The organism is Nocardia sp. NBC_00508, from assembly GCF_036346875.1.
In the GTDB taxonomy this organism is placed as follows: Bacteria; Actinomycetota; Actinomycetes; order Mycobacteriales; family Mycobacteriaceae; genus Nocardia.
The window spans coordinates 3109828-3127971 of sequence record NZ_CP107852.1 but is presented as its reverse complement, the minus strand read 5'-3'; the positions used below and the strand labels follow the sequence as shown (position 1 = coordinate 3127971).

The 18144-nt window shown below is 69.3% G+C and carries 15 protein-coding genes; 7 read left to right on the top strand and 8 right to left on the bottom strand.

The annotated features are described in order from the left end of the window. Positions 1–6: 6 nt before the first annotated feature. Both OHA40_RS13980 and OHA40_RS13975 read right to left on the bottom strand, forming a co-directional pair. Positions 7–1059 carry a fused (3R)-hydroxyacyl-ACP dehydratase subunits HadA/HadB gene (locus tag OHA40_RS13980; RefSeq protein ID WP_330233477.1) on the bottom strand — a complete coding sequence of 351 codons (1053 nt, stop codon included), beginning with the start codon at positions 1057–1059 and terminating at the stop codon, positions 7–9. Positions 1060–1157: 98 nt separating this feature from the next. Further along, positions 1158–2450 (bottom strand): Rv0361 family membrane protein, encoded by a 1293-nt coding sequence (locus tag OHA40_RS13975; RefSeq protein WP_330233476.1) that lies wholly within the window; start codon positions 2448–2450, stop codon positions 1158–1160. A 346-nt stretch (positions 2451–2796) separates the two neighbouring features. On the opposite strand from OHA40_RS13975, the gene OHA40_RS13970 reads away from it, so the two are divergent. The 3 genes from OHA40_RS13970 to OHA40_RS13960 are packed head-to-tail and all read left to right on the top strand — an operon-like array spanning position 2797 to position 5708. Beyond that, positions 2797–4050, top strand: a complete 1254-nt coding sequence (locus OHA40_RS13970) for a hypothetical protein (RefSeq protein WP_330233475.1) — start codon at positions 2797–2799, stop codon at positions 4048–4050. A 5-nt stretch (positions 4051–4055) separates the two neighbouring features. Then, complete coding sequence (locus OHA40_RS13965) at positions 4056–4499, top strand: DUF3151 domain-containing protein (protein ID WP_330233474.1); 444 nt, start codon at positions 4056–4058, stop codon at positions 4497–4499. A 33-nt stretch (positions 4500–4532) separates the two neighbouring features. Continuing rightward, complete coding sequence (locus OHA40_RS13960; protein WP_442943999.1) at positions 4533–5708, top strand: FUSC family protein; 1176 nt, start codon at positions 4533–4535, stop codon at positions 5706–5708. Positions 5709–6053: 345 nt separating this feature from the next. Here OHA40_RS13960 and OHA40_RS13955 read toward each other — a convergent pair whose 3' ends face one another. Further along, entirely contained in the window at positions 6054–6830 is a 777-nt protein-coding gene (locus tag OHA40_RS13955; protein ID WP_330233473.1) for a site-2 protease family protein, read from the bottom strand. Then, entirely contained in the window at positions 6827–7486 is a 660-nt protein-coding gene (locus OHA40_RS13950; RefSeq protein WP_330233472.1) for a hypothetical protein, read from the bottom strand. Before OHA40_RS13950 ends, OHA40_RS13955 begins: the two co-directional genes overlap by 4 nt. 281 nt (positions 7487–7767) lie before the next feature. Between OHA40_RS13950 and OHA40_RS13945 the strand changes: the two genes are divergently transcribed. The 3 genes from OHA40_RS13945 to OHA40_RS13935 all read left to right on the top strand — a co-directional run bounded on the left by OHA40_RS13945 (position 7768) and on the right by OHA40_RS13935 (position 12066). After that, positions 7768–9057, top strand: a complete 1290-nt coding sequence (locus OHA40_RS13945) for an adenylosuccinate synthase (protein ID WP_330233471.1) — start codon at positions 7768–7770, stop codon at positions 9055–9057. Positions 9058–9174: 117 nt separating this feature from the next. Further along, positions 9175–11778 (top strand): helix-turn-helix transcriptional regulator, encoded by a 2604-nt coding sequence (locus OHA40_RS13940; protein WP_330233470.1) that lies wholly within the window; start codon positions 9175–9177, stop codon positions 11776–11778. Positions 11779–11799: 21 nt separating this feature from the next. Continuing rightward, positions 11800–12066 carry a hypothetical protein gene (locus tag OHA40_RS13935; RefSeq protein ID WP_330233469.1) on the top strand — a complete coding sequence of 89 codons (267 nt, stop codon included), beginning with the start codon at positions 11800–11802 and terminating at the stop codon, positions 12064–12066. Positions 12067–12523: 457 nt separating this feature from the next. On the opposite strand, the gene OHA40_RS13930 is transcribed toward OHA40_RS13935, so the two are convergent. Both OHA40_RS13930 and OHA40_RS13925 read right to left on the bottom strand, forming a co-directional pair. After that, complete coding sequence (locus OHA40_RS13930; RefSeq protein WP_330233468.1) at positions 12524–13174, bottom strand: methylated-DNA--[protein]-cysteine S-methyltransferase; 651 nt, start codon at positions 13172–13174, stop codon at positions 12524–12526. A 49-nt stretch (positions 13175–13223) separates the two neighbouring features. Next, positions 13224–13499 (bottom strand): hypothetical protein, encoded by a 276-nt coding sequence (locus OHA40_RS13925; protein WP_330233467.1) that lies wholly within the window; start codon positions 13497–13499, stop codon positions 13224–13226. A 62-nt stretch (positions 13500–13561) separates the two neighbouring features. Between OHA40_RS13925 and yczR the strand changes: the two genes are divergently transcribed. Next, the gene (gene yczR / locus OHA40_RS13920) at positions 13562–15067 is read left to right on the top strand and encodes a MocR-like transcription factor YczR (protein WP_330233466.1); all 1506 of its coding nucleotides are present in this window, start codon (positions 13562–13564) and stop codon (positions 15065–15067) included. A 392-nt stretch (positions 15068–15459) separates the two neighbouring features. Here the strand turns inward: yczR and OHA40_RS13915 are convergent, their stop codons facing one another. Continuing rightward, a complete protein-coding gene (locus OHA40_RS13915; protein WP_330233465.1) occupies positions 15460–16557 on the bottom strand; it encodes a CaiB/BaiF CoA transferase family protein in 1098 nt (365 codons plus the stop codon). Positions 16558–16670: 113 nt separating this feature from the next. Next, complete coding sequence (locus OHA40_RS13910; protein ID WP_330233464.1) at positions 16671–18128, bottom strand: M23 family metallopeptidase; 1458 nt, start codon at positions 18126–18128, stop codon at positions 16671–16673. Positions 18129–18144: the final 16 nt, after the last annotated feature.

The following is an 18144-nucleotide window of genomic DNA, read 5'->3' as shown; positions in this document are numbered from 1 at the left end:
GTCGCGCTAGCCGAGCCGGACCTCGGCCAGTGCGCGTCCGAACAGCTTGCGGCCTTCGGAGGTGCCGCCGAGCAGGATGGTGGCGGTCCGCGTGTTCGGGTCGAGCGATTTGATCCGGCCGGTGAACTCCACCGTGCTCGCCGCGTCGGCGGCGACCGGGACGAAGCCGGAGAAGCGGACGCTGAGCTTGCGGATTGCGGTCGGATCGCCAAGCCAGGTGGTGAGATAGCCGCCCGCCAGGCCCATGGTCAGCATGCCGTGCGCCACCACCGTCGGTAGCCCGGCCACCTGTGCGGCGTGGTCGCTGAAGTGGATCGGGTTGGCATCGCCGGAGACGCCCGCGTAGTTGGCGAGGTCGCCGCGGGTCAGACGGAAGCTGCCGATGGGCAGCAGGTCGCCTGGCGCGAACTCGTCGAACGCGGGCACGGTGTGTACCGGCGCGAGTTCGGGCTCGCCCGGCTCGGCCAGCGGGCTCGCGCCGAGTGGGACCAGGGCGTCGCCCAGGGTGAGATCGGATTCCGCCGGACGCCCGTGCATCATGATGTTCTCGGTCACGTCGGCGAGGTTGGCGTCGACGTCGGCGCCGCGGCGCGCGACGATCGTGGTCGACCCGACGATGGTGACCTCGTCGTGCTGGTTGATCAGCGCGAACCGCACCACGATGAAGTCGTTGTCGCCGAACTGGCGGATCGACTCGATCACGATCTCGCTGCGCAGCCGATCACCGGCCAGGATCGGCCGGTAGAGCTCGAAGACCTGGTCGGTCTGCAGGAACTGGGAGAGGTCGTAATCGGTGAGCACCGAATCGAGCAGTGCTCTGGTCGCGGTCATCCCGATCACCGAAGCGAAGGTCGGCGGCGCGATGATCGCGGGATAGCCGAGCGCGCGTGCGTCGGCCTCGTGCTGATGCGCCGCATGCTGGTTCTGCACCGCACGGGCGAACTCGCGGACCTTCTCCCGGCCGACCTCGTAGTGATCGAGTACCTGGTAGCGCTGTCCAGCCGACGTTGCCGGAACCGCGTCGATATCCGGTCGCGCCATCGTTTCTTGCCTGCCCATGATCCGGGCCATGCTACTGGCGAGCCGGACCATTGACCAGGTGTGTGTGACGCGCGCGACCGGCATCGATGCGTGTCGGCTATCACGCAAAGGTGTAGCTACTGTGTCCCGGAGGGCGGGTCGCAGACCTTCCATCCGTCGCCGGTGCGTTGCAGGTCGAAGGTGCGTTCGGACCGCTTGGCGGGGTCGGCCTCGGTGTACACCGAGGCCTGCGCGATGGCGGTGTCGTCGGTGATGCGGATGGCGTCGATGCTGTCGACCACCGGGATGTTCTTGCGCTCTACCGACAGCTGGTGCACGCCCGCGAACTGGTCTTCCGGGATGCCCTGGTAGAAGTCGTGCAGGGGGCCGCAGGTGGTCGAGCGCAGGGTGGCCAGGTCGCCGGATTTCAGCGCATCGGTGTAGTCGGTGATGGCGGCCCGCACCTGCGCCTCGGGCGAGTTGTCCCCCGCGGTAGTGACGAGCGCCACGATCACCGCGATGAGCGCGACCACCAGCACGGCGGCCGCGCCCAGCACGAGCAGCCGCCGGTTGGGCCGTGCGGTATCCGCCGGTGCGGCACTGGGCTGCTGCGGCGGAGTGATCCGCTGGGGCTGCGCGATCGGCCGCGGCTGCGGCGGACGCGGACCGGTCAACGACTGGGCGGGCACGGTCAGCTGGACGTCCGCGGGCGAGGGGGCTGTCGCCGTCTGCCGCGGCGCGCCCGGAGACCGGTGCGGCGACGGGCGGGTCTCGTCGGTTCCCGGTCCGTGCTGCGGTGGCGCCGACGGACCGTGCGGTCCGGGCAGCTTGGGACCGGCCGCGGGGCGCGGAGTGCTCGGCGGCTTCGTTATCGGCACCGGCCCTGCGGCGGGCGGGACCACGCGATCGGTGCCCGCCCGGCCACCATCAGTGGGCCGCTGGATCGGTAGCGCGACGGTTTTGGCATCGTCCAGGTCGACCACCGGCATCGCCATGGTCACGTCATCCGAACCAGGCGGATTCTGCTCCTCGGGCGCGGTGGGTTCCGCCGCCTTCGGCTCCGGTCTGCTCGGCGGCTGCGGCTTGCGCATGACGACGGTCGCGTCGTCTCCGCCCGCTCGGCTCGGATCGTTCTGCGGGATCGCCGCGGTCTTCGCTTCGGCATCCGCGGGGCCCGCCGCCGCGGTTCCGGCGGACGAGCTCGCCGCCGCTCGAGCGTGCCCTGCCGCTTCGGTCTTCGACGCGGCGGCCACGCCTCCGGCACCGGCGGCCGCAGACTTCGCATCGGTGTCCGGGGCCGTCTTGCCCGTTGCCAGCTGGTTCTGCTGCGTCGCAGCCTGTTTCGAAGCGGGCCCGCCGGAGGACGTCGAACCGGACGGAAGTTGATCCCGCTTGATCACCTCGGTCCTGGCCTCGGCGGCTGCTCCCACCGGTCCGGAACCAGCCTTCGCCGCGCCACCGGCGTCTTTCTGCTCCGGCGCGGTCTTCCGTTCGCTCGCTGTCGTTCCCGCATCCTGCGTCGCGGGGCGGCCCGGAACTCCGGTCGGCGCGCCGGGACCGGGGCGTGGCTCCGCACCGGCGGCATTCGTCGTTCCGCGCGCCGCGTCCGCCTTGCCGGTAGATGCGTTCGGCGTAGCGCCGGGTCCAGGCCTGCTGGGAGCAGCCGATCCCGAGGGAGGCACGTCTTCGGCCTGGTCCGCGCGTGGTTTCGTGGCCCCGGACGCAGGCGAGCTCGCGGACGCCGATGCGGGAGTCTTCGATTGATCCGGGCTCCCGGTGGCCGTGCCACCAGGCTGGCCGGGTGTGCTCCCCGAAGCCCCGGTCGTGGGCGAGTCGGGCATCGAGCCGGAAGAAGGCGCCGGTGCGCCGCTGGCGGGACCGGAGGCCGACACGGCCGGGGCACCGCTGGCCGGTCGGGACGCGGCCGCCTCGGCCCCGCCCGGGTTTCTGGACGCGGCTGTGGGTCGCGATACGGGCGGCGGGGTGGCGTTCCCCCCGCTGGGTGTGGTGCCGGCGGGTCCGGGCGGTTTCGTGGCACTCGATTGCCCGCTCGCGGGGTTCTGGGTCGAGCCGGAGGGCGCTTTTGCGCTGCTTGCGGGACCGGAGGCCCCGCCGCTCGCCGGTCGGGGCGCGGATGTGCCGGGGTGGCCCGGGTTTCCGGACGTGGCTGTGGGTCGGGAGGCGGGCGGTGTGGTGTTCGTCCGACTGGCTGTGGTGCCAGCGGGCGTGTGCGTGCCGCTGGATGGCCCGGTCGCCGACCTCGCGGTGGGCTGTTGTGCGGAGCCGGTTTTCGTGGCAGCGGTGCCCGCCGGGCCCGATGCGGGTGAGTTCCTGGGGGCCGAGCCGGGAATGGAGATCGAGGGGTTGGTGGTGCCCGCGGGTCCGGAGGCGGTTGCGCTCGAAGCGCCGGAGCTTCCGGCGGCCGCCTTTTTCGCATCTGCTGGTTCCGGCGCCGCCGAGTTCGCGTTCTTGGGTGCGTCCGCGTTCCCGCCGGGTGCGCTCTCGCCGCCTCGAGGTGCACCGGACACGGGGCCGCGTCCCTGGCCGGACGCGGAAGCATTTGCCTTCGAGGCGGATTCGCCCGCGTCACGTTGCGGCGTGCGGGCGGTCGATGCCGACGCGGCCCCCGGTCGCTGCGGTTGCTGCACGATCGGCTGGGTGGCAGGAGGCGTCGGAGCGTCTTTCCCGGCGGCCGTGCGGTCGGCGGCCGCATCGGGGCGTGCGTCGGCCCCGGCCTGGTCAGCCGGTCCGGCGCTATCCCGCGCCGGATTCTTCTCGTCGTTCGGGTCGGACACGCACACCCCTCGCTCAGGTGGAACTGTGGAACTCGACGGCCAGCCTAATGGGATCAGGCGGACGAAGTTCGTCATTAGCCCGCGCCGGGCTGAGCAGCGGCGTGGCAGCCGCACCGACCGGAGGTGCGGTAGCCGCATGGTGGGTGCAGCGGGCGAGGTCCGTGGTCAGCCCGCGCCGGCCGAGCGGAGGCGAGACAGCCGCCTGACGAGCAAATCGACCTGCGGTGCAGAATGAACCGCATGACCTCGTTCGGTGACCTGCTCGGACCGCAACCGGTACTGCTACCCGAAATTCCCGATGCCGAGGACGCGCTCGGCGACAACGCCGATCCGGTGCGGGTCGCGGCCGATCATCCCGCCGCCTCGATCGCCTGGGCCCACCTCGCGGAGGCGGCGCTGACCCGCGGCGAAGCCCAGGACGAGGCGGTCAACCACGACATCATCGCCGCGTACGCGTTCGCCCGCACCGGCTATCACCGCGGCCTCGACCTGCTGCGGCGCAACGGCTGGAAGGGCTTCGGCCCGGTGCCGTGGAGCCATGAGCCCAACCGTGGTTTCCTGCGCAGCGTCGGCGCGCTGGCCCGCGCGGCCAAGGCGATCGGTGAGACCGAGGAGTACGCGCGCTGCCTGGACCTGCTGGAAGACTGCGACCCGCGTGCGGCCGCGGAGCTCGGCCTCGACTGAGCCGTAGTGATCGCAGCATCGCGTAGCGAATCGATGAGGGATGGCGGTCGGGTGACGGGTGGGCTCGACCCGAATTCCCGCGTCCGAACCGCTCGCGCGAGCGGTGTGGCTCGGCTGCGCACCTCCTCGGTGCGGCTGCGGCGCTCGGCGCTGCCGATCATCCAGTGCGCGGTCGGCGCGGCGGTGGCCTGGTTTCTCGCCCATCACGTGATCGGCCATACGCTGCCGTTCTTCGCGCCGACGGCCGCCGTCGTGTCGATCGGCATCTCCTTCGGCGCCCGGCTGCGTCGTTCGGTCGAACTGGTGGTCGGTGTCGCGGTCGGGATCGGCATCGGCGATCTGTTCATCTCCCGCGCGGGCACCGGCGTCTGGCAGATCGCGTTCGTGGTCGCGGTCGCCATGGCCGCGGCGGTGTTCCTCGACGGCGGTTCGATCATCACCATGCAGGCGGCCGGTTCCGCGGTGCTGGTCGCGACGTTGCTGCCGCCCTCGGTGGGCGGTGGCTTCTCCCGAATGATCGATGCCTTGGTCGGCGGTCTGGTCGGCGTGCTGGTGGTGGCCGCGATCCCCTTGCATCCGGTGCGCAGGGCCAGGACGCTGGCCGCGGACATCCTGGGCGTGATGGGTAAATCGATCACCGAGTGCGCCGATGGACTGCTCGAGCAGGACCCGGAGAAGGTGCACCGCGCGCTCACCGCGGTTCGCGCGACCCAACCACAGATCGACTCGTTGCGCGCCACTTTGGAGGGCGGCCGGGAGATCAGCCGGATCTCGCCGCTGTACTGGAACTCCCGTTCCCGCCTGGAACGCATCAGGGCCACCGCGGATCCGCTGGACAACGCGATCCGCAACACCCGAGTCCTGTTGCGGCGCTCGCTGACTCTGGTCCGCGACGACGAGATCCTCCATCCCGGTTTGATCGATGAGGTGGAGCGCCTCGGCCAAGCCGTGGACGTGGTGCGCCGGATGATGCTCGCCGACCCGGGCGAGCAGCCCGACCGGGCCGAGGCAACCCGCCTGCTGCGCTCGGTCGCGAAGGGTGCGCGCCCAGAACTGGTTGCCGGAGCGGGACTTTCGGCGCACGTCGTATTCGCGCAGGTGCGTTCGACGCTGGTAGACCTGATGCAGGTGTGTGGTCTGCAGCGCACCTCGGCGATTGCTCTGCTGCCGCCGACGGTCAAGAATCCGTACGTACCGCCGGAAGCCTGAGCCGGACTACTCAGCGGTAATCGGACATTCTTGCCGGGCAAGGTGGTTCGCGTCCGGCGCGCCGTGGGGGAGAGTCGGCCTTCAGGTAGTGCGCTACCCGTGTTCCGCGCGCATCCGCGCCGTAGTTTTGCGATGTGACCGCGAGTTGGCGGGGTATCGCGGTCTACCGCTTCGCACGCGGACGTAATGACCCACCGGCCAGGGTGTGGTGGCCGGGGGTCGGGGTGGGGTCGGACGCGGCGAAGAAGCCGAGGCCGCCTGGTCGACACGACCGGGCGGCCTTGTGCTGCACCGGCGTTCCCGCGCGCTGAACCGATGCGTGTGCCGGACGATCCCAGCGCGAAATCAGGTCCAGAAGCGGGTCAGGTAGCTGCCGTATCGCGACCAGTCCGACGGAACGCCGGACAGTTCGAACAGCGCGTACACCGCGTCGAAGAACACTTCATTGATGGCGGGCGTGAAGAGCAGTGCGAACAGGATCAGCATGCCGAACGGCTTGAACTGATCGAGCGAGCGCCTGGTCTGGTAGCTCAACGACGGCTCGACCATCCCGTAGCCGTCCAGTCCGGGCAGTGGGATCAGATTCAACAAGGTCGCCGTGATCTGAAGGAACGCAAGGAAACTCACAGCGAACCAGAACGCGGGGTGCGTGTCGGAGCTGCCCCGGATCCGGACCACCACCAGCAGCAGCACCGCGCACAGCGCGTTCACGGCCGGCCCGGCGCCACTGATGATTCGTTGCGTCCGTGGTGTGACATTGTGCGTGTGCACGTAGACCGCACCGCCGGGCAGGCCGATCCCCCCGAGCGCGATGAACACCATCGGGAGCACGATCGACAGCAGCGGATGGCTGTATTTCAACGGATTCAGGGTCAGATAGCCGCGCAGTTCGACCTCGCGGTCGCCCGCGCGCCAGGCGGTGTACGCGTGCGCGAATTCGTGCAGGCACAGCGTGACGACCCAGCCGAACACCACGAAGACGAACACCCCCGCCTTCGCCCTGGTCGAGTCCAGCGGGGCGTCCCAGGCGAACGCACCGCCGACCGCCGTGAGAACGATGACGAGCAGGAACACCGGGCTCGGCCGGACTGCGCGCGACCTGCGATTGATCGGAATACTCATCGCACCAGCTGCCAGGATTCGTGGTGGCGGTAGAAGGTCGAGCGCGGCACCGGGCGGTCGGTGCGGACGCCGTCTCTGGTCACGATCGCACCGGGGGTACCGAGCTGGGCGGCCCGCCCCTCCACCCAGCGGCGTTTGCGGATGCCCTTCCGCACGGTGGCTCGCGCACCGGGTAGGTCGAGCGACGGCGAGACGATCATGGCCGTCACCTTTCCGGTGAACAGCTGGGTGTCGTCGACGTAGGCTTCGCCTTCCAGCTTCGTGCCGCCGACGCCGGTGATCACCGCGCGGCCGACCAGCACCGTGCCGGTGTCGTCCCGGACCAGTGGCGTCTCGGCGGCGCGACCTTCGATGGCGCGCTTGGCCGCCGCGTTGCCGGTGCCGGTCTGGTACGCGCGCGAGGCATAAGTCTTTTCGACCGGCACGTAGCCGATCTCCACGTGCAGCCGCTCGGTGCGCATCAGGTGGGTGAGCACCGCGGCCAGTGCGGCGTCATGGCCCAGCACGATGAGCCGGGGCAGGCTGTCGGCGGCCAGCACGGGAAGCAGCTCGTCGATCTCGGCGGGGTCGGGAATGGCAGCCGTCTGGGTGGTCGGCACCGCCGCGAGCGCGATGGGTACGGGTGCGCCGTCGCAGCGGAGAACATGGGTACTCAAGCTGCCGTACACCCTCCTCGGTTCGAGCCGACACCGTCGGGCCCCTCGCCACTTCCGAGCGAACCCGTTACGGCTCGCCCGTGCACGCCGCGCAGCCGCTCGGTGTGCCGTGCAACCATAGCCCTGCCCGGCCGCGACCACACGGTTGTCGAGACTACGACGAGATCCGACGCGACGCCGCTGCGGACCGGTCGGCTAGACTGTCCTTCCGGCCACCGCCTCAGTACGGCAGGTAGCTGCAACACGTCAGTGTTGCCTGTCGAACCGTAGGAGACACGACCATGCCGGCAATCGTCCTGATCGGCGCCCAGTGGGGCGACGAGGGGAAGGGCAAAGCAACCGATCTGCTGGGCGGTCGGGTGCACTGGGTGGTCCGCTACCAAGGCGGCAACAACGCCGGTCACACCGTGGTGCTACCCAACGGCGACAATTTCGCGCTGCACCTGATTCCTTCCGGCATTCTGACCCCGGGCGTGACGAACGTCATCGGCAACGGCGTCGTCGTCGACCCCGGCGTGCTGCTCGCCGAGCTGGCCGGGCTGGAAGAGCGCGGCGTGGACACCTCCGGTCTGCTGCTCTCGGCCGACGCGCACCTGATCATGCCGTACCACGTGGCCATCGATAAGGTCACCGAGCGCTTCCTCGGCAACAAGAAGATCGGCACCACCGGCCGTGGTATCGGCCCGTGCTACCAGGACAAGGTCGCCCGCGTCGGTGTGCGCGTCGCGGATGTGCTCGACGAGAAGATCCTCACCCAGAAGGTCGAGGCGGCGCTGGAGTTCAAGAACCAGGTGCTGGTAAAGATCTACAACCGCCGCGCGCTCGACCCGCAGCAGGTGGTCGACGAGGTGCTCACCCAGGCCGACAGCTTCGCCCATCGGATCGCCGACACCCGGCTGAAGCTGAACCAGGCGCTGGAGCGGGGGGAGACCGTGCTGTTGGAGGGTTCGCAGGGCACTTTGCTGGACGTGGACCACGGCACCTACCCATATGTCACCTCGTCCAACCCGACCTCGGGCGGCGCGGCGGTCGGTGTGGGCATCGGGCCTAACAAGATCAACACGGTGCTCGGCATCCTGAAGTGCTACACCACCCGGGTCGGTTCCGGTCCGTTCCCGACCGAGCTGTTCGACGAGTCCGGCGCCTACCTGGCCAAGACCGGCGGCGAGGTCGGCGTCACCACCGGCCGCGCCCGGCGCTGCGGCTGGTTCGACGCGGTGATCGCCCGCTATGCCACCCGGGTGAACGGCATCACCGACTACTTCCTCACCAAACTGGACGTTCTCTCGAGTCTGGCGACGGTGCCGATCTGCGTGGCCTACGAGATCGACGGCGAGCGGGTCGAGCAGATGCCGACTACGCAGACCGAATTCCATCACGCGAAGCCGATTTACGAACAAATGCCCGGTTGGTGGGAGGACATCTCCGGCGCGCGGAGCTTCGAAGAACTGCCTGCCAACGCCCAGGCGTACGTTTTACGCTTGGAGGAGCTGTCCGGAGCACGGATTTCCTGCATCGGCGTGGGGCCGGGCCGGGACCAGACCATCGTCCGGCACGACGTCCTCGGCTAGAACCTGTTTCGAATTCCGCGCCGTCCTGCGGAAATTCGGCGGGTTCACCACAAATTCACCGTCGCGATCGGACCCGCTCCGCTTCGATCATGATCGTTGAAGATCTAAAGTTAGAGCATGGCTCGGAACTGGCCGATGATCGAGCGCGAAAGCGAATTCGAGGCGATCCGCGCGGCACTGACCGGTCCGGAGCACGTCGGGGTGGTACTCACCGGCGATGCCGGAGTCGGTAAGACCACCCTCGCCCGGCACGCCACCGCCGCGATCGGTGGCAATATCCGCTGGGTGGCGGGCACCGAGTCGGCGCGCAGCATTCCGCTGGGGGTGTTCGCGCACATGGTCGGTGTCTACACGGCGCACGACCCGGTCACGTTCATGTCGGCGGCGCGTGAGGCGCTGCTCGCCGACGGGCACACGGTGATCGGCGTGGACGACGCGCACCTGCTCGACCAGCTTTCCGCCACCCTGCTGCTCCAGCTGGCCATCGACAAGGCCGCGCACATCGTGGTCACCGTCCGCAGCGGAGTTCCGGTGCCGGACGCGGTCACCTCACTGTGGAAAGACGGGCACCTGACGCGCATCGACCTGCGCCCGTTCACCCAGCACCAGAGCGTGGAGCTGGTGGAATTGATGCTCGGTGGGCAGCTCGAGGGGTTCACCGCCAATCTGATGTGGGAATCCTCCGCCGGAAACGCGCTGTTTCTCCGGCATTTGGTCGAGGGCGCGCTGGAGGCGGGCACGCTGCGCCAGGTCAACGGCGTCTGGCAGCTGCGCGGGCGGGCCGCGGTGACCTCGGAACTGGCCGCACTGCTCGAGGACCGGGTCGAGCAACTGCCCGAGTCGGTGCTGCGGGTGCTGGAACTGCTGACCTTCTGCGAGCCGATCGATCTGGACGTGCTCGCCGAATTGGCGGGCGAGGACGCGGTGGAGGCCGCCGAAACCCGCGGTGTCATCAGGGTCGTGGAGAATTCGCCAGAGCTGAGCGTTCGCTACAACCACCCGCTGTTCGGTGAGGTGATCCGGCGCAGGCTCGGGATCGCCTCCGCGCGGCGCTTGCGTGGCCTGCTGTATTCCTCGCTGAAGGAACGTCCGATCAAATCCGCGGCGGACCGTATCCGATTGGCCGAATTGGCGTTGGACAGCGATAAATCGGCGGATCTGGAATTGTTCGAGGCGGCGGCCGCCGACGCGATCGGATTGGCGAATCTGCCGCTGGGCGAACGCTTCGCGCGGGCCGCGGTGGAGCGCCGCGGGGGCGTCGAGTCCGCCGACCTGCTGGCGCGAGCCCTGCTGTGGCAGGGGCACCGGATCGAGGCCGAGCGCACGCTGGCCAGCTTCGACCCCGACCAGCTCGATGAGGTGCAGCTCGCGCGCTGGGGCAGTACCCGGGTGGCGAACCTGTTGTGGGCCATGGGCGATGCCGACCGCGCCGACGAGGTGCTGACGCTGGTGCGGACGAAGGTGCGGCACCCGAAGATCGCGGCCATCTTCACCGGTCTCGCGTCGGCGAGCGCGGTCAACGAGAACCACATCGATGAGGCGATCGCCGAGGCGGGGACGGTCATGTCCATGAGCGACGCGCCGCCGTGGGCAGTGTGGTGGGCCGCGTTCGGCGGCGGGTTGGCCTTGGCGTTGATGGGCAAAGCCGAAGTGGCCGAGCAGTACGCGGCTCGCGGGCACGAGGTGGAGGAGCACATCGACGGGCTCAACCGCTTCATGTCCACCCACGCCGAGGTGCTCGCGCTGACCTTCACCGGCGATCTCGAGGACGCACGGCGTTGCGCTGGAGCGTATTTCGGTTACTCGTCGCCCGGCCAGTACCTGGCCTGGGGCATGTCGAAGATCCTGCAGGGCACCGTCGACGTGGCGCAGGGCCGGTTCAACGACGGCATCGAGCATTTGGAACAGGCGCTGGCGGCGCTGGCCGCGGAGGGTGCAGCCGCGTGGATGTTCCCCGCGCGAATCCGCCTGTCGGAGGCCTATTCGGCGCTCGGCCGCGCCACCGAGGCCGCCGAATCGATCGCGCACGCCACCGCGCGCGGCGGACGGCACAGTGCGGTCTACGAGCCGCAACTGGAGATCGCCCGCGCCTGGCTGGCCGCGGCCGAAGGCACCGTCTCCCCGGCGATCCGGATCGCGGTGAGCGCCGCCGACGCGGCGGCCCAGGCGCATCAGCACGCGATCGAGGCCATGGCACTGCACACCGCGGCCCGCTTCGGCGACCATTCCGTGGCAGGACGACTGGCCGACCTGGCCGCTCGGGTCGATGGGCGGCTGGTGCAGGCCCAGGCGCGGCACGCGGTGGCACTCGCCGCGCACGACGGACACGGACTCGACGCCGCCGCAGCGGAATTCGAGCGGATCGGCGCATTGCTCTCCGCCGCCGACGCCGCGGCGCAGGCCGCGTCTGCGCACGAGCGGGCCGGGGACCGGCGCAGGCTGCTCGAGTCCGCCGCCGCGGCCAATCGTCTGGCTGCCGCATGCGGTGGAGCGAGCACCCCCGCCCTGCGCCAGGCCGCGCAGCCCTTGCCGCTGACCGCGCGAGAACGCGAGATCGCGAACCTGGTGGCGGCGGGCCTGTCCAATCGGCAGATCGCCGACCGTCTCACCGTCTCGGTGCGCACGGTGGAGGGACACCTCTACCGTGCCTGCATCAAGATGGACGTCACCGATCGCGAGTCGCTCGGCGCGCTGATGCGCGGCGAATCCGGAAGTGAGTGAATCGCCGTGCGATCAATCGTTATGGCGTCTGTGGTAGCGGTCGGTGTCGCCTTGGTCGCCGGGTGCTCGGACGGACAGCCGGGACCGGTCACCAGTTCGGCACGGCCTTCGGTGACGGTGGCGCCGCCGAAGACGGAGACTCCGGCGGAACGCAATGCCAGGATCAGGCAGCGGCTGATCGAACTAGGTTGCTCGACGAACGCGTGCATCCAGACGTACTTCGGCTGCGCGGACGGCTACATCACCGGCGAAGCCTGCGATTTCTACCGCGAACATCCGATCGATTAGTTTGGCAGCGCCTGCGGCGCTGCGTGTTCGCGGCTGTGTTTGTTTGGCCGCGCCTGCGGCGCTGCGTGTTCGCGGCTGTGTTTGTGGCTCGCGTCCGAGCGACCGCCGCTGGCGACTTCGTCGCGGACGCGGCGGCCGCTCGGACGCGAGCCGGGCCGCGAACGGGCAATGCTTGGTCTCGCTTCGCTCGAAAACGGGGGTGGGGCCGAGTAGTTGCGTGGGTCGGCGACTGCGGCGTCAGGGTGTGCCGCACTTCATCGCTAGCGGCTGGGTGTCTACCGCTGGCGACTTCGTCGCGGACGCGGCGGCCGCTCGGACGCGAGCCGGGCCGCGGACGGGAATGCTCGGTCTCGCTTCGCTCGAAACGGGGGTTGGGCCGGTGTGACTGTGGGGGGCCTTACCCGTGGGAGCTGCAGGTCCACGGCCCTTCTGCGCGGCCCGACCCGCAGACGCTGGTTCAGAACAGGGTCGGCTCGCCGAATCCCGGTGTGCGCTCGATGGTCAAAAGTCGTTGCTTGGTGTCGAGTCCGCCGGGCGCGGAGAATCCGTGCAGCGCGTGGTCAGCCGCGAGCACCCGATGGCACGGGATGATCAGCGGAATCGGGTTGCGGCCCAGTGCCTGTCCGACGGCCTGCGCGGCGCCCGGCGCGCCGACCCGTTCGGCGACTTGGCCGTAGCTGAGGGTGTGGCCGGGATCGATGGCACGCGTCACGGCGTAGACGGCGCGGTGGAACGCCGGAATTCCGGTGGTGTCCACGGGGATCCAGCGCAGATCGTCGAGCCTGCCCGCTAGATGGGTGCGAATGCCCGCGATGGCCTCGGCGATGACCTGGGTGGGCGCGTCCTCGTGGATTTCTTCGTCCAGGTGTCCGGTGCGAGAGCGCGTAATGCGCATGCGAGTAGCGGCCGGGCTTGCCTCGGGGAGCTGGAATCGGATCACTCCTTCGCCGCTCCACGCGATCGCACAGCAGCCGATCGCGGTATCGAACAGCGCCGCCGCGACAGGGAGCGCGGCCGCCGGGCGGCCGGAGGCCACGGGCTTCGTGGCGGAGCCGGTGGCCTCTGCTGCCGTGCGAGCCATGAGGGCGTGGCGCGTGGCGTCACTCATGAGCCAAGTCTGCACCTAGGGACCGACAAGTTCGCAATGATCAGTCCAGTTATGACAAACTGGCTGTCTTGTTGGTGCGGAGACGTCGCTGTGTTGGTCGCGCCACCATGGGCAGCTCGGGATCCGGTATGTCGCTGCGACCGTAGATCGCGGCGAGATCGGAGTATCGCCGCTGGTCATCGTAGTACGAGAGGGGTTCGTCCGACATCGGTGTGCCCGGATGGAAGCGTTCGAGACGAAAGGCGCGCTCGTAGGGTCGCGGCGCGAAGCGATAGATCAGGAAGCTGAAGACGGCGACTGTGCACAAGCTGGCGAGGGCGGTCATTTTGCCAGGGTGCGCTCGACTGGCCTTGCCAAGAAATATCCAATCGGTCGATACTGGACCGCATGGTAACGAGAGTGATCGGTGCGGGCAGTCTGTCCCGCGATCTGGGCGGCTGGCGGAACGCCCACAATGGCGAACCGGATTCCGCTGGGCGGCGGTCCGCGCGTCCGGCATATCTGGCGCTCGCCGAAGGCATCCGGCTGCTGATCCACGATGGTCGCGCACCGCTCGGCGTCGCGTTGCCCAGCGAACGCGACCTCGCCACCACGCTCGGCGTCAGTCGCACCACCATCACGTCCACCTACTCCCTGCTGCGCGAGCACGGCTACCTGATCAGCAGGCAGGGCTCGCGCAGCACCGTGGCGCTGCCACGCGACGTGCAGCACGACGGCATCAAGCCGGCCAGGAGCATTCTGGCCATGATGGGCTCGCCCGAGCTGCCCACCGTCGATATGACCTACGCCGCCATGGCCGCCCCGCTCGAGATGCAGGACGCGTATTCCGCTGCCTTGGCAGGGATTCCGGCCTACCTCGGCACGCACGGCATGGACCCCGTCGGTGTGCTGGCGCTGCGCGAGGCGATCGCCCGGCGCTACACCGCGCGCGGCCTGCCGACCGAGCCCGAGCAGATCCTCGTCACGCTCGGCGCCCAGCACGGCATGCGCCTGCTGCTGAACGTGCTCACCGCTCCCGCCGCCCGTGTCCTCATCGACCATCCGACCTATCCGAACGCCATCGAGGCGATTCGCGACGTCGGTGCGCGCCCGGTGCCGGTGCCGTTGCGCCCGGACGATCCAGCGGGCGGCTGGGATCTCGACGGAATCCGCAGCGCGGCACGGCAAACCGCGGCGACGCTGGCCTACCTGGTGCCGGATTACAACAACCCCACCGGCCTGCTGCTCGATGCCGAGGGCCGCGCCGACCTGGCCGCCATCGCGCGGGAAACCAGGATGACCGTGGTGATCGACGAGTCCATGGCGGATCTGGGACTGGGCGCCACCGACCCGCCGCCTCCGGTCGCGAGCTTCGCGAAGGGCGCCGAGATCGTCACGATCGGCTCGGCCTCGAAGTCGTTCTGGGGCGGTCTGCGCGTCGGCTGGATTCGCACCAACCAGGCGCTGATCACCAAGCTGCTCGGCATCCGCTCCACGGTCGACCTCGGCACGCCGGTGATGGACCAGCTGGCCACTGTGCATCTGCTCGAGCACGCCGACACCATCCTCGACCGTCGCCGGGACCAATTGCGTTCGCAGCGGGCCGCTCTGCTCGATGCGCTCGCCGAAGAGCTGCCGGATTGGCGCGTCACCGTCGGTGCGGGCGGTATGTCGGTGTGGGCGCAGCTGCCCACCTCGGTGTCGACGGCGCTGGCCGCCACCGCTCCCAATCACGGCGTATTGCTCGCGGCAGGGCCGAGATTCGGCGTGCAGGGCGCGTTCGAACGGTTCCTGCGGTTGCCGTTCACGCACCGGGAATCCGACTTGCGATTGGCGGTCAAGGCCATTGCGTCCGCCTATGCGGCGCTGACGCCGCGCGCCGCCGATCCGTTGACGCCTCTGACCTGCTACTGAACGGAGTTCGCCGGTCGGCGCGGCCATGGGCGCGAGACGACCATCGACGCGCCGATCCGGGGGGAGGGCCTCCGCCGGCGGGGCTTTCCCTCCGACCGCCGCCGGGCACGATGGGCCGGCCACCCCTCGGGGCTGGCCCTCGTCGTGCTCGGTCGGCGTGCGGAAGGCCGCACGGCGTCGAGGCCTCCAACTCGAGCTGGCGGTCAAGAAGCGGACCGGATCGCGTCCAGTGAATTCAGCTGCGCTCGAAAGCCGCCTGCTCGCGGACAGTATTGCAGGCACAGTGCCACACTGTCGAACCGGTTGGTTTGTTGCAAATTTGAACTATTCGCAGGCGGCGGGATATCGCGGCGACACGCGGGAGAGTCTCCGTGCGACATCCCGCCTCGCGCTCAGCCGACCCAGACCGACTCGATGGGCGTGGCCGTGGTCGGTGGCGGGGTGGGTACCCCGTTCGGCGTGCGCGAGAAGCGCGGCGCCGGGGCGTGCTGGGTGATGTTCTCCAACTCCAGCAGCGAGCCGCGAGCGGCGATGTGCTCGTTGGCCGTCGCCTCCTCGAAGGTGAGCACGGGCGAGACGCACGCGTCGGTGCCGATGAAGATCTCCGTCCACTGGTCCCGCGTCCTGGTCCGGAAGCGTTCGGCGAAAAGCTTCTTCAGCGTGTCCTGACCCGTGGGGTCGAGCTGGAACGGCAATCCTTCCTGGTCGATCTCCAGCCCGGCGAGCAGTTGCGCATAGAACTGCGGTTCGATCGCGCCGACCGCCATATATTTGCCGTCGGAGGTTTCGTAGGTGTCGTAGAACGACATCCCCGTGTCGAGCAGGTTCACGCCGCGCTCATCGGACCAGGCGCGGGAGCCGCGCATGCCCCAGATCATGTGCGAAAGGGCAAGGGCGCCATCGACCATGGCCGCGTCGATCACCTGGCCCTTGCCCGAGGTCTGCCGCTCGACCAGTGCGGCGAGGACGCCGAACACCAGGAACATCGAGCCGCCGCCGAAGTCGCCCACCATGTTCAGCGGCGGGACCGGACGTTCGCCTTTGCGGCCGATGGCGTGCAGCACCCCGGTGATGGAGATGTAGTTGATGTCGTGTCCGGCGCGATCGGCCAGTGGCCCCTGCTGGCCCCAGCCGGTCATCCGGCCGTAGACCAGGCGGGGGTTGCGGGCGAGCGCGTCGTCCGGCCCCAGGCCCATCCGCTCGGTGACGCCGGGGCGAAAGCCCTCGATCAGTACGTCCGCTTTCTCGACCAGCCGGAGCACCTTCTCGATGTCCGCCGGGTCCTTGAGGTCGGCCTCGACGATGGTCCGGCCGCGCAACTGCGGCCGGTCGAACCCGCCGGGCAGCTGACCACGGCGCTGCACCCGCACCACGTCGGCGCCCAGATCGGCGAGCAGCAGCGCCGCGTGCGGACCGGGGCCGATACCGGCCAACTCGATGACCTTGATGCCCGCGAGCGGGCCCTGCTCGGCGGTGGATGGCATGCTCACGCCTTACCTCGGTTCGTCGTTGATCCAGCACACCGTCAGCCGGTGCGTCCTCCCAGCGGCCACCGGGAGATGTATTGACAGTAGGACAACAACGCTGGAAGGACGAGCCCCGGTCACACTCGGACGCCCTGCGACGCCAGATAGGCGATGGGCTCGACGGGCTGTCCGTTGCGCCGCACTTCGTAGTGCAAGTGGGGGCCGGTGGAATTGCCGGTGGACCCGACGGCCCCGATCATGGTGCCCGCGGGGATTCGATCGCCGGCTCTGACCCGGATGCTGCCCGGGGTCTGGTGAGCGTAGATCGTCTCGGTGCCGTCGGCGGATCGGATGCGCACCTGGTAGCCGAAGCCACCGCCGTAGTTGCCCGCCTTGACGACTGTGCCACCGGTGGCGGCGTAGATGGGCGTACCAGCGGGAGCCGCCATATCGAGTCCGCCGTGATGCTTGCCGCCACGGGGGCCGAAATGCGAGCTGATTCGGTATCTCCCCGGATCGAGGGGCGATCGGGGTCGGCCACTACCCGGCAATGCGCCGGCCAGCTGTGTTCGTTTTCCGGCGAGGGCATTGAGATATTGGGCGGTGAGCCGATTCACCATCGCGGCGGTTTCGGTCGCGTTGGCCTGGCCGCCACGGACGATGGCTTGAGCCTTTCGCAATGCCTCCGTGAGTATCTGGTGTGCTTTCCGCTGGCCTTCTTTGGTGTAGGCGGCGGGACCGAGTTCGGCCAGTTGAACGTTGACGTCGCGCACCAGCCGGATCACCGCTTTCCGGTCGGTCTTGTTCGAACCGGAGAGGCGGGAGATGTATCGCGCGAGTTCGTTGTCGAGCGTGTTGAATGCTCTCGCGGCGTTCTTCTGGAACAGCGCCCTCGCCTTGATCGCGGTCGCTCCCGCGCCGGATCCCCCGATTCCACCCGTTCCCGATCCCAGGCTGTTGGTGCCCGACGCGGTGCCGTCGGTGCCATACATGGCTGCCAAGGTTTTCAAGGCTTTCAACGCCTGCTGTGCTTCCGGGGACAGCGCGGCGGCGCCGGGTTCGGCAGCGGTGGGTACGGAACCACCTGATGGCGCGCCTGATCCACCGCCTGCGAGGCCGGACAGCGCCGACGCCAACATAGGAAGTGCCATCATGGCCATGGGTGCGAGACTCGCGATGGTCTCCGGATCGATCCCGGGCGGTGGCGGCGCCTCGGCCGGTGCAGGAGTGCCGGATGGCGCCGGGGTGCCCTGCGGTGGTGACACGACACCACCAGGAGGGGGTGGCACGGCGCCGTGGGATGCCGGTGCCACGGTGCCGGTGGGTGGCGGCGATTGCACACCGTTGGGGGCGGCGGGTGTACCCGGCGATGAAACGGCTTGTGTACGTGTGCCCGACGCCGGCGTCCCGGTGGGACCACCCGGCGCATACCGTGCCAGGTCGGTGAGAATACGCGCCGCCTGGCCGGCGATGTCGTGCTGCTTCTGGTCGGCCGTCGACGTAGGCGGCCCGTGCGCGCCGGGCTCGTTCTCGGCGGGACCGCTCTCGACTGCCCCCTCGTCGTCCGCGAGCTGTGCCGCCTCCCCGCTAGTCATGACCACCTCCGCCTGC

Bases quoted from the DNA above. Each gene is read 5' to 3' on its own strand.
- OHA40_RS13980 (WP_330233477.1), bottom strand. From the start codon at position 1,059: ATGGGCAGGCAAGAAACGATGGCGCGACCGGATATCGACGCGGTTCCG.
- OHA40_RS13965 (WP_330233474.1), top strand. From the start codon at position 4,056: ATGACCTCGTTCGGTGACCTGCTCGGACCGCAACCGGTACTGCTACCC.
- OHA40_RS13960 (WP_442943999.1), top strand. From the start codon at position 4,533: ATGAGGGATGGCGGTCGGGTGACGGGTGGGCTCGACCCGAATTCCCGC.
- OHA40_RS13955 (WP_330233473.1), bottom strand. From the start codon at position 6,830: ATGAGTATTCCGATCAATCGCAGGTCGCGCGCAGTCCGGCCGAGCCCG.
- OHA40_RS13945 (WP_330233471.1), top strand. From the start codon at position 7,768: ATGCCGGCAATCGTCCTGATCGGCGCCCAGTGGGGCGACGAGGGGAAG.
- OHA40_RS13940 (WP_330233470.1), top strand. From the start codon at position 9,175: ATGGCTCGGAACTGGCCGATGATCGAGCGCGAAAGCGAATTCGAGGCG.
- OHA40_RS13935 (WP_330233469.1), top strand. From the start codon at position 11,800: ATGGCGTCTGTGGTAGCGGTCGGTGTCGCCTTGGTCGCCGGGTGCTCG.
- OHA40_RS13930 (WP_330233468.1), bottom strand. From the start codon at position 13,174: ATGAGTGACGCCACGCGCCACGCCCTCATGGCTCGCACGGCAGCAGAG.
- OHA40_RS13925 (WP_330233467.1), bottom strand. From the start codon at position 13,499: ATGACCGCCCTCGCCAGCTTGTGCACAGTCGCCGTCTTCAGCTTCCTG.
- yczR (WP_330233466.1), top strand. From the start codon at position 13,562: ATGGTAACGAGAGTGATCGGTGCGGGCAGTCTGTCCCGCGATCTGGGC.
- OHA40_RS13910 (WP_330233464.1), bottom strand. From the start codon at position 18,128: ATGACTAGCGGGGAGGCGGCACAGCTCGCGGACGACGAGGGGGCAGTC.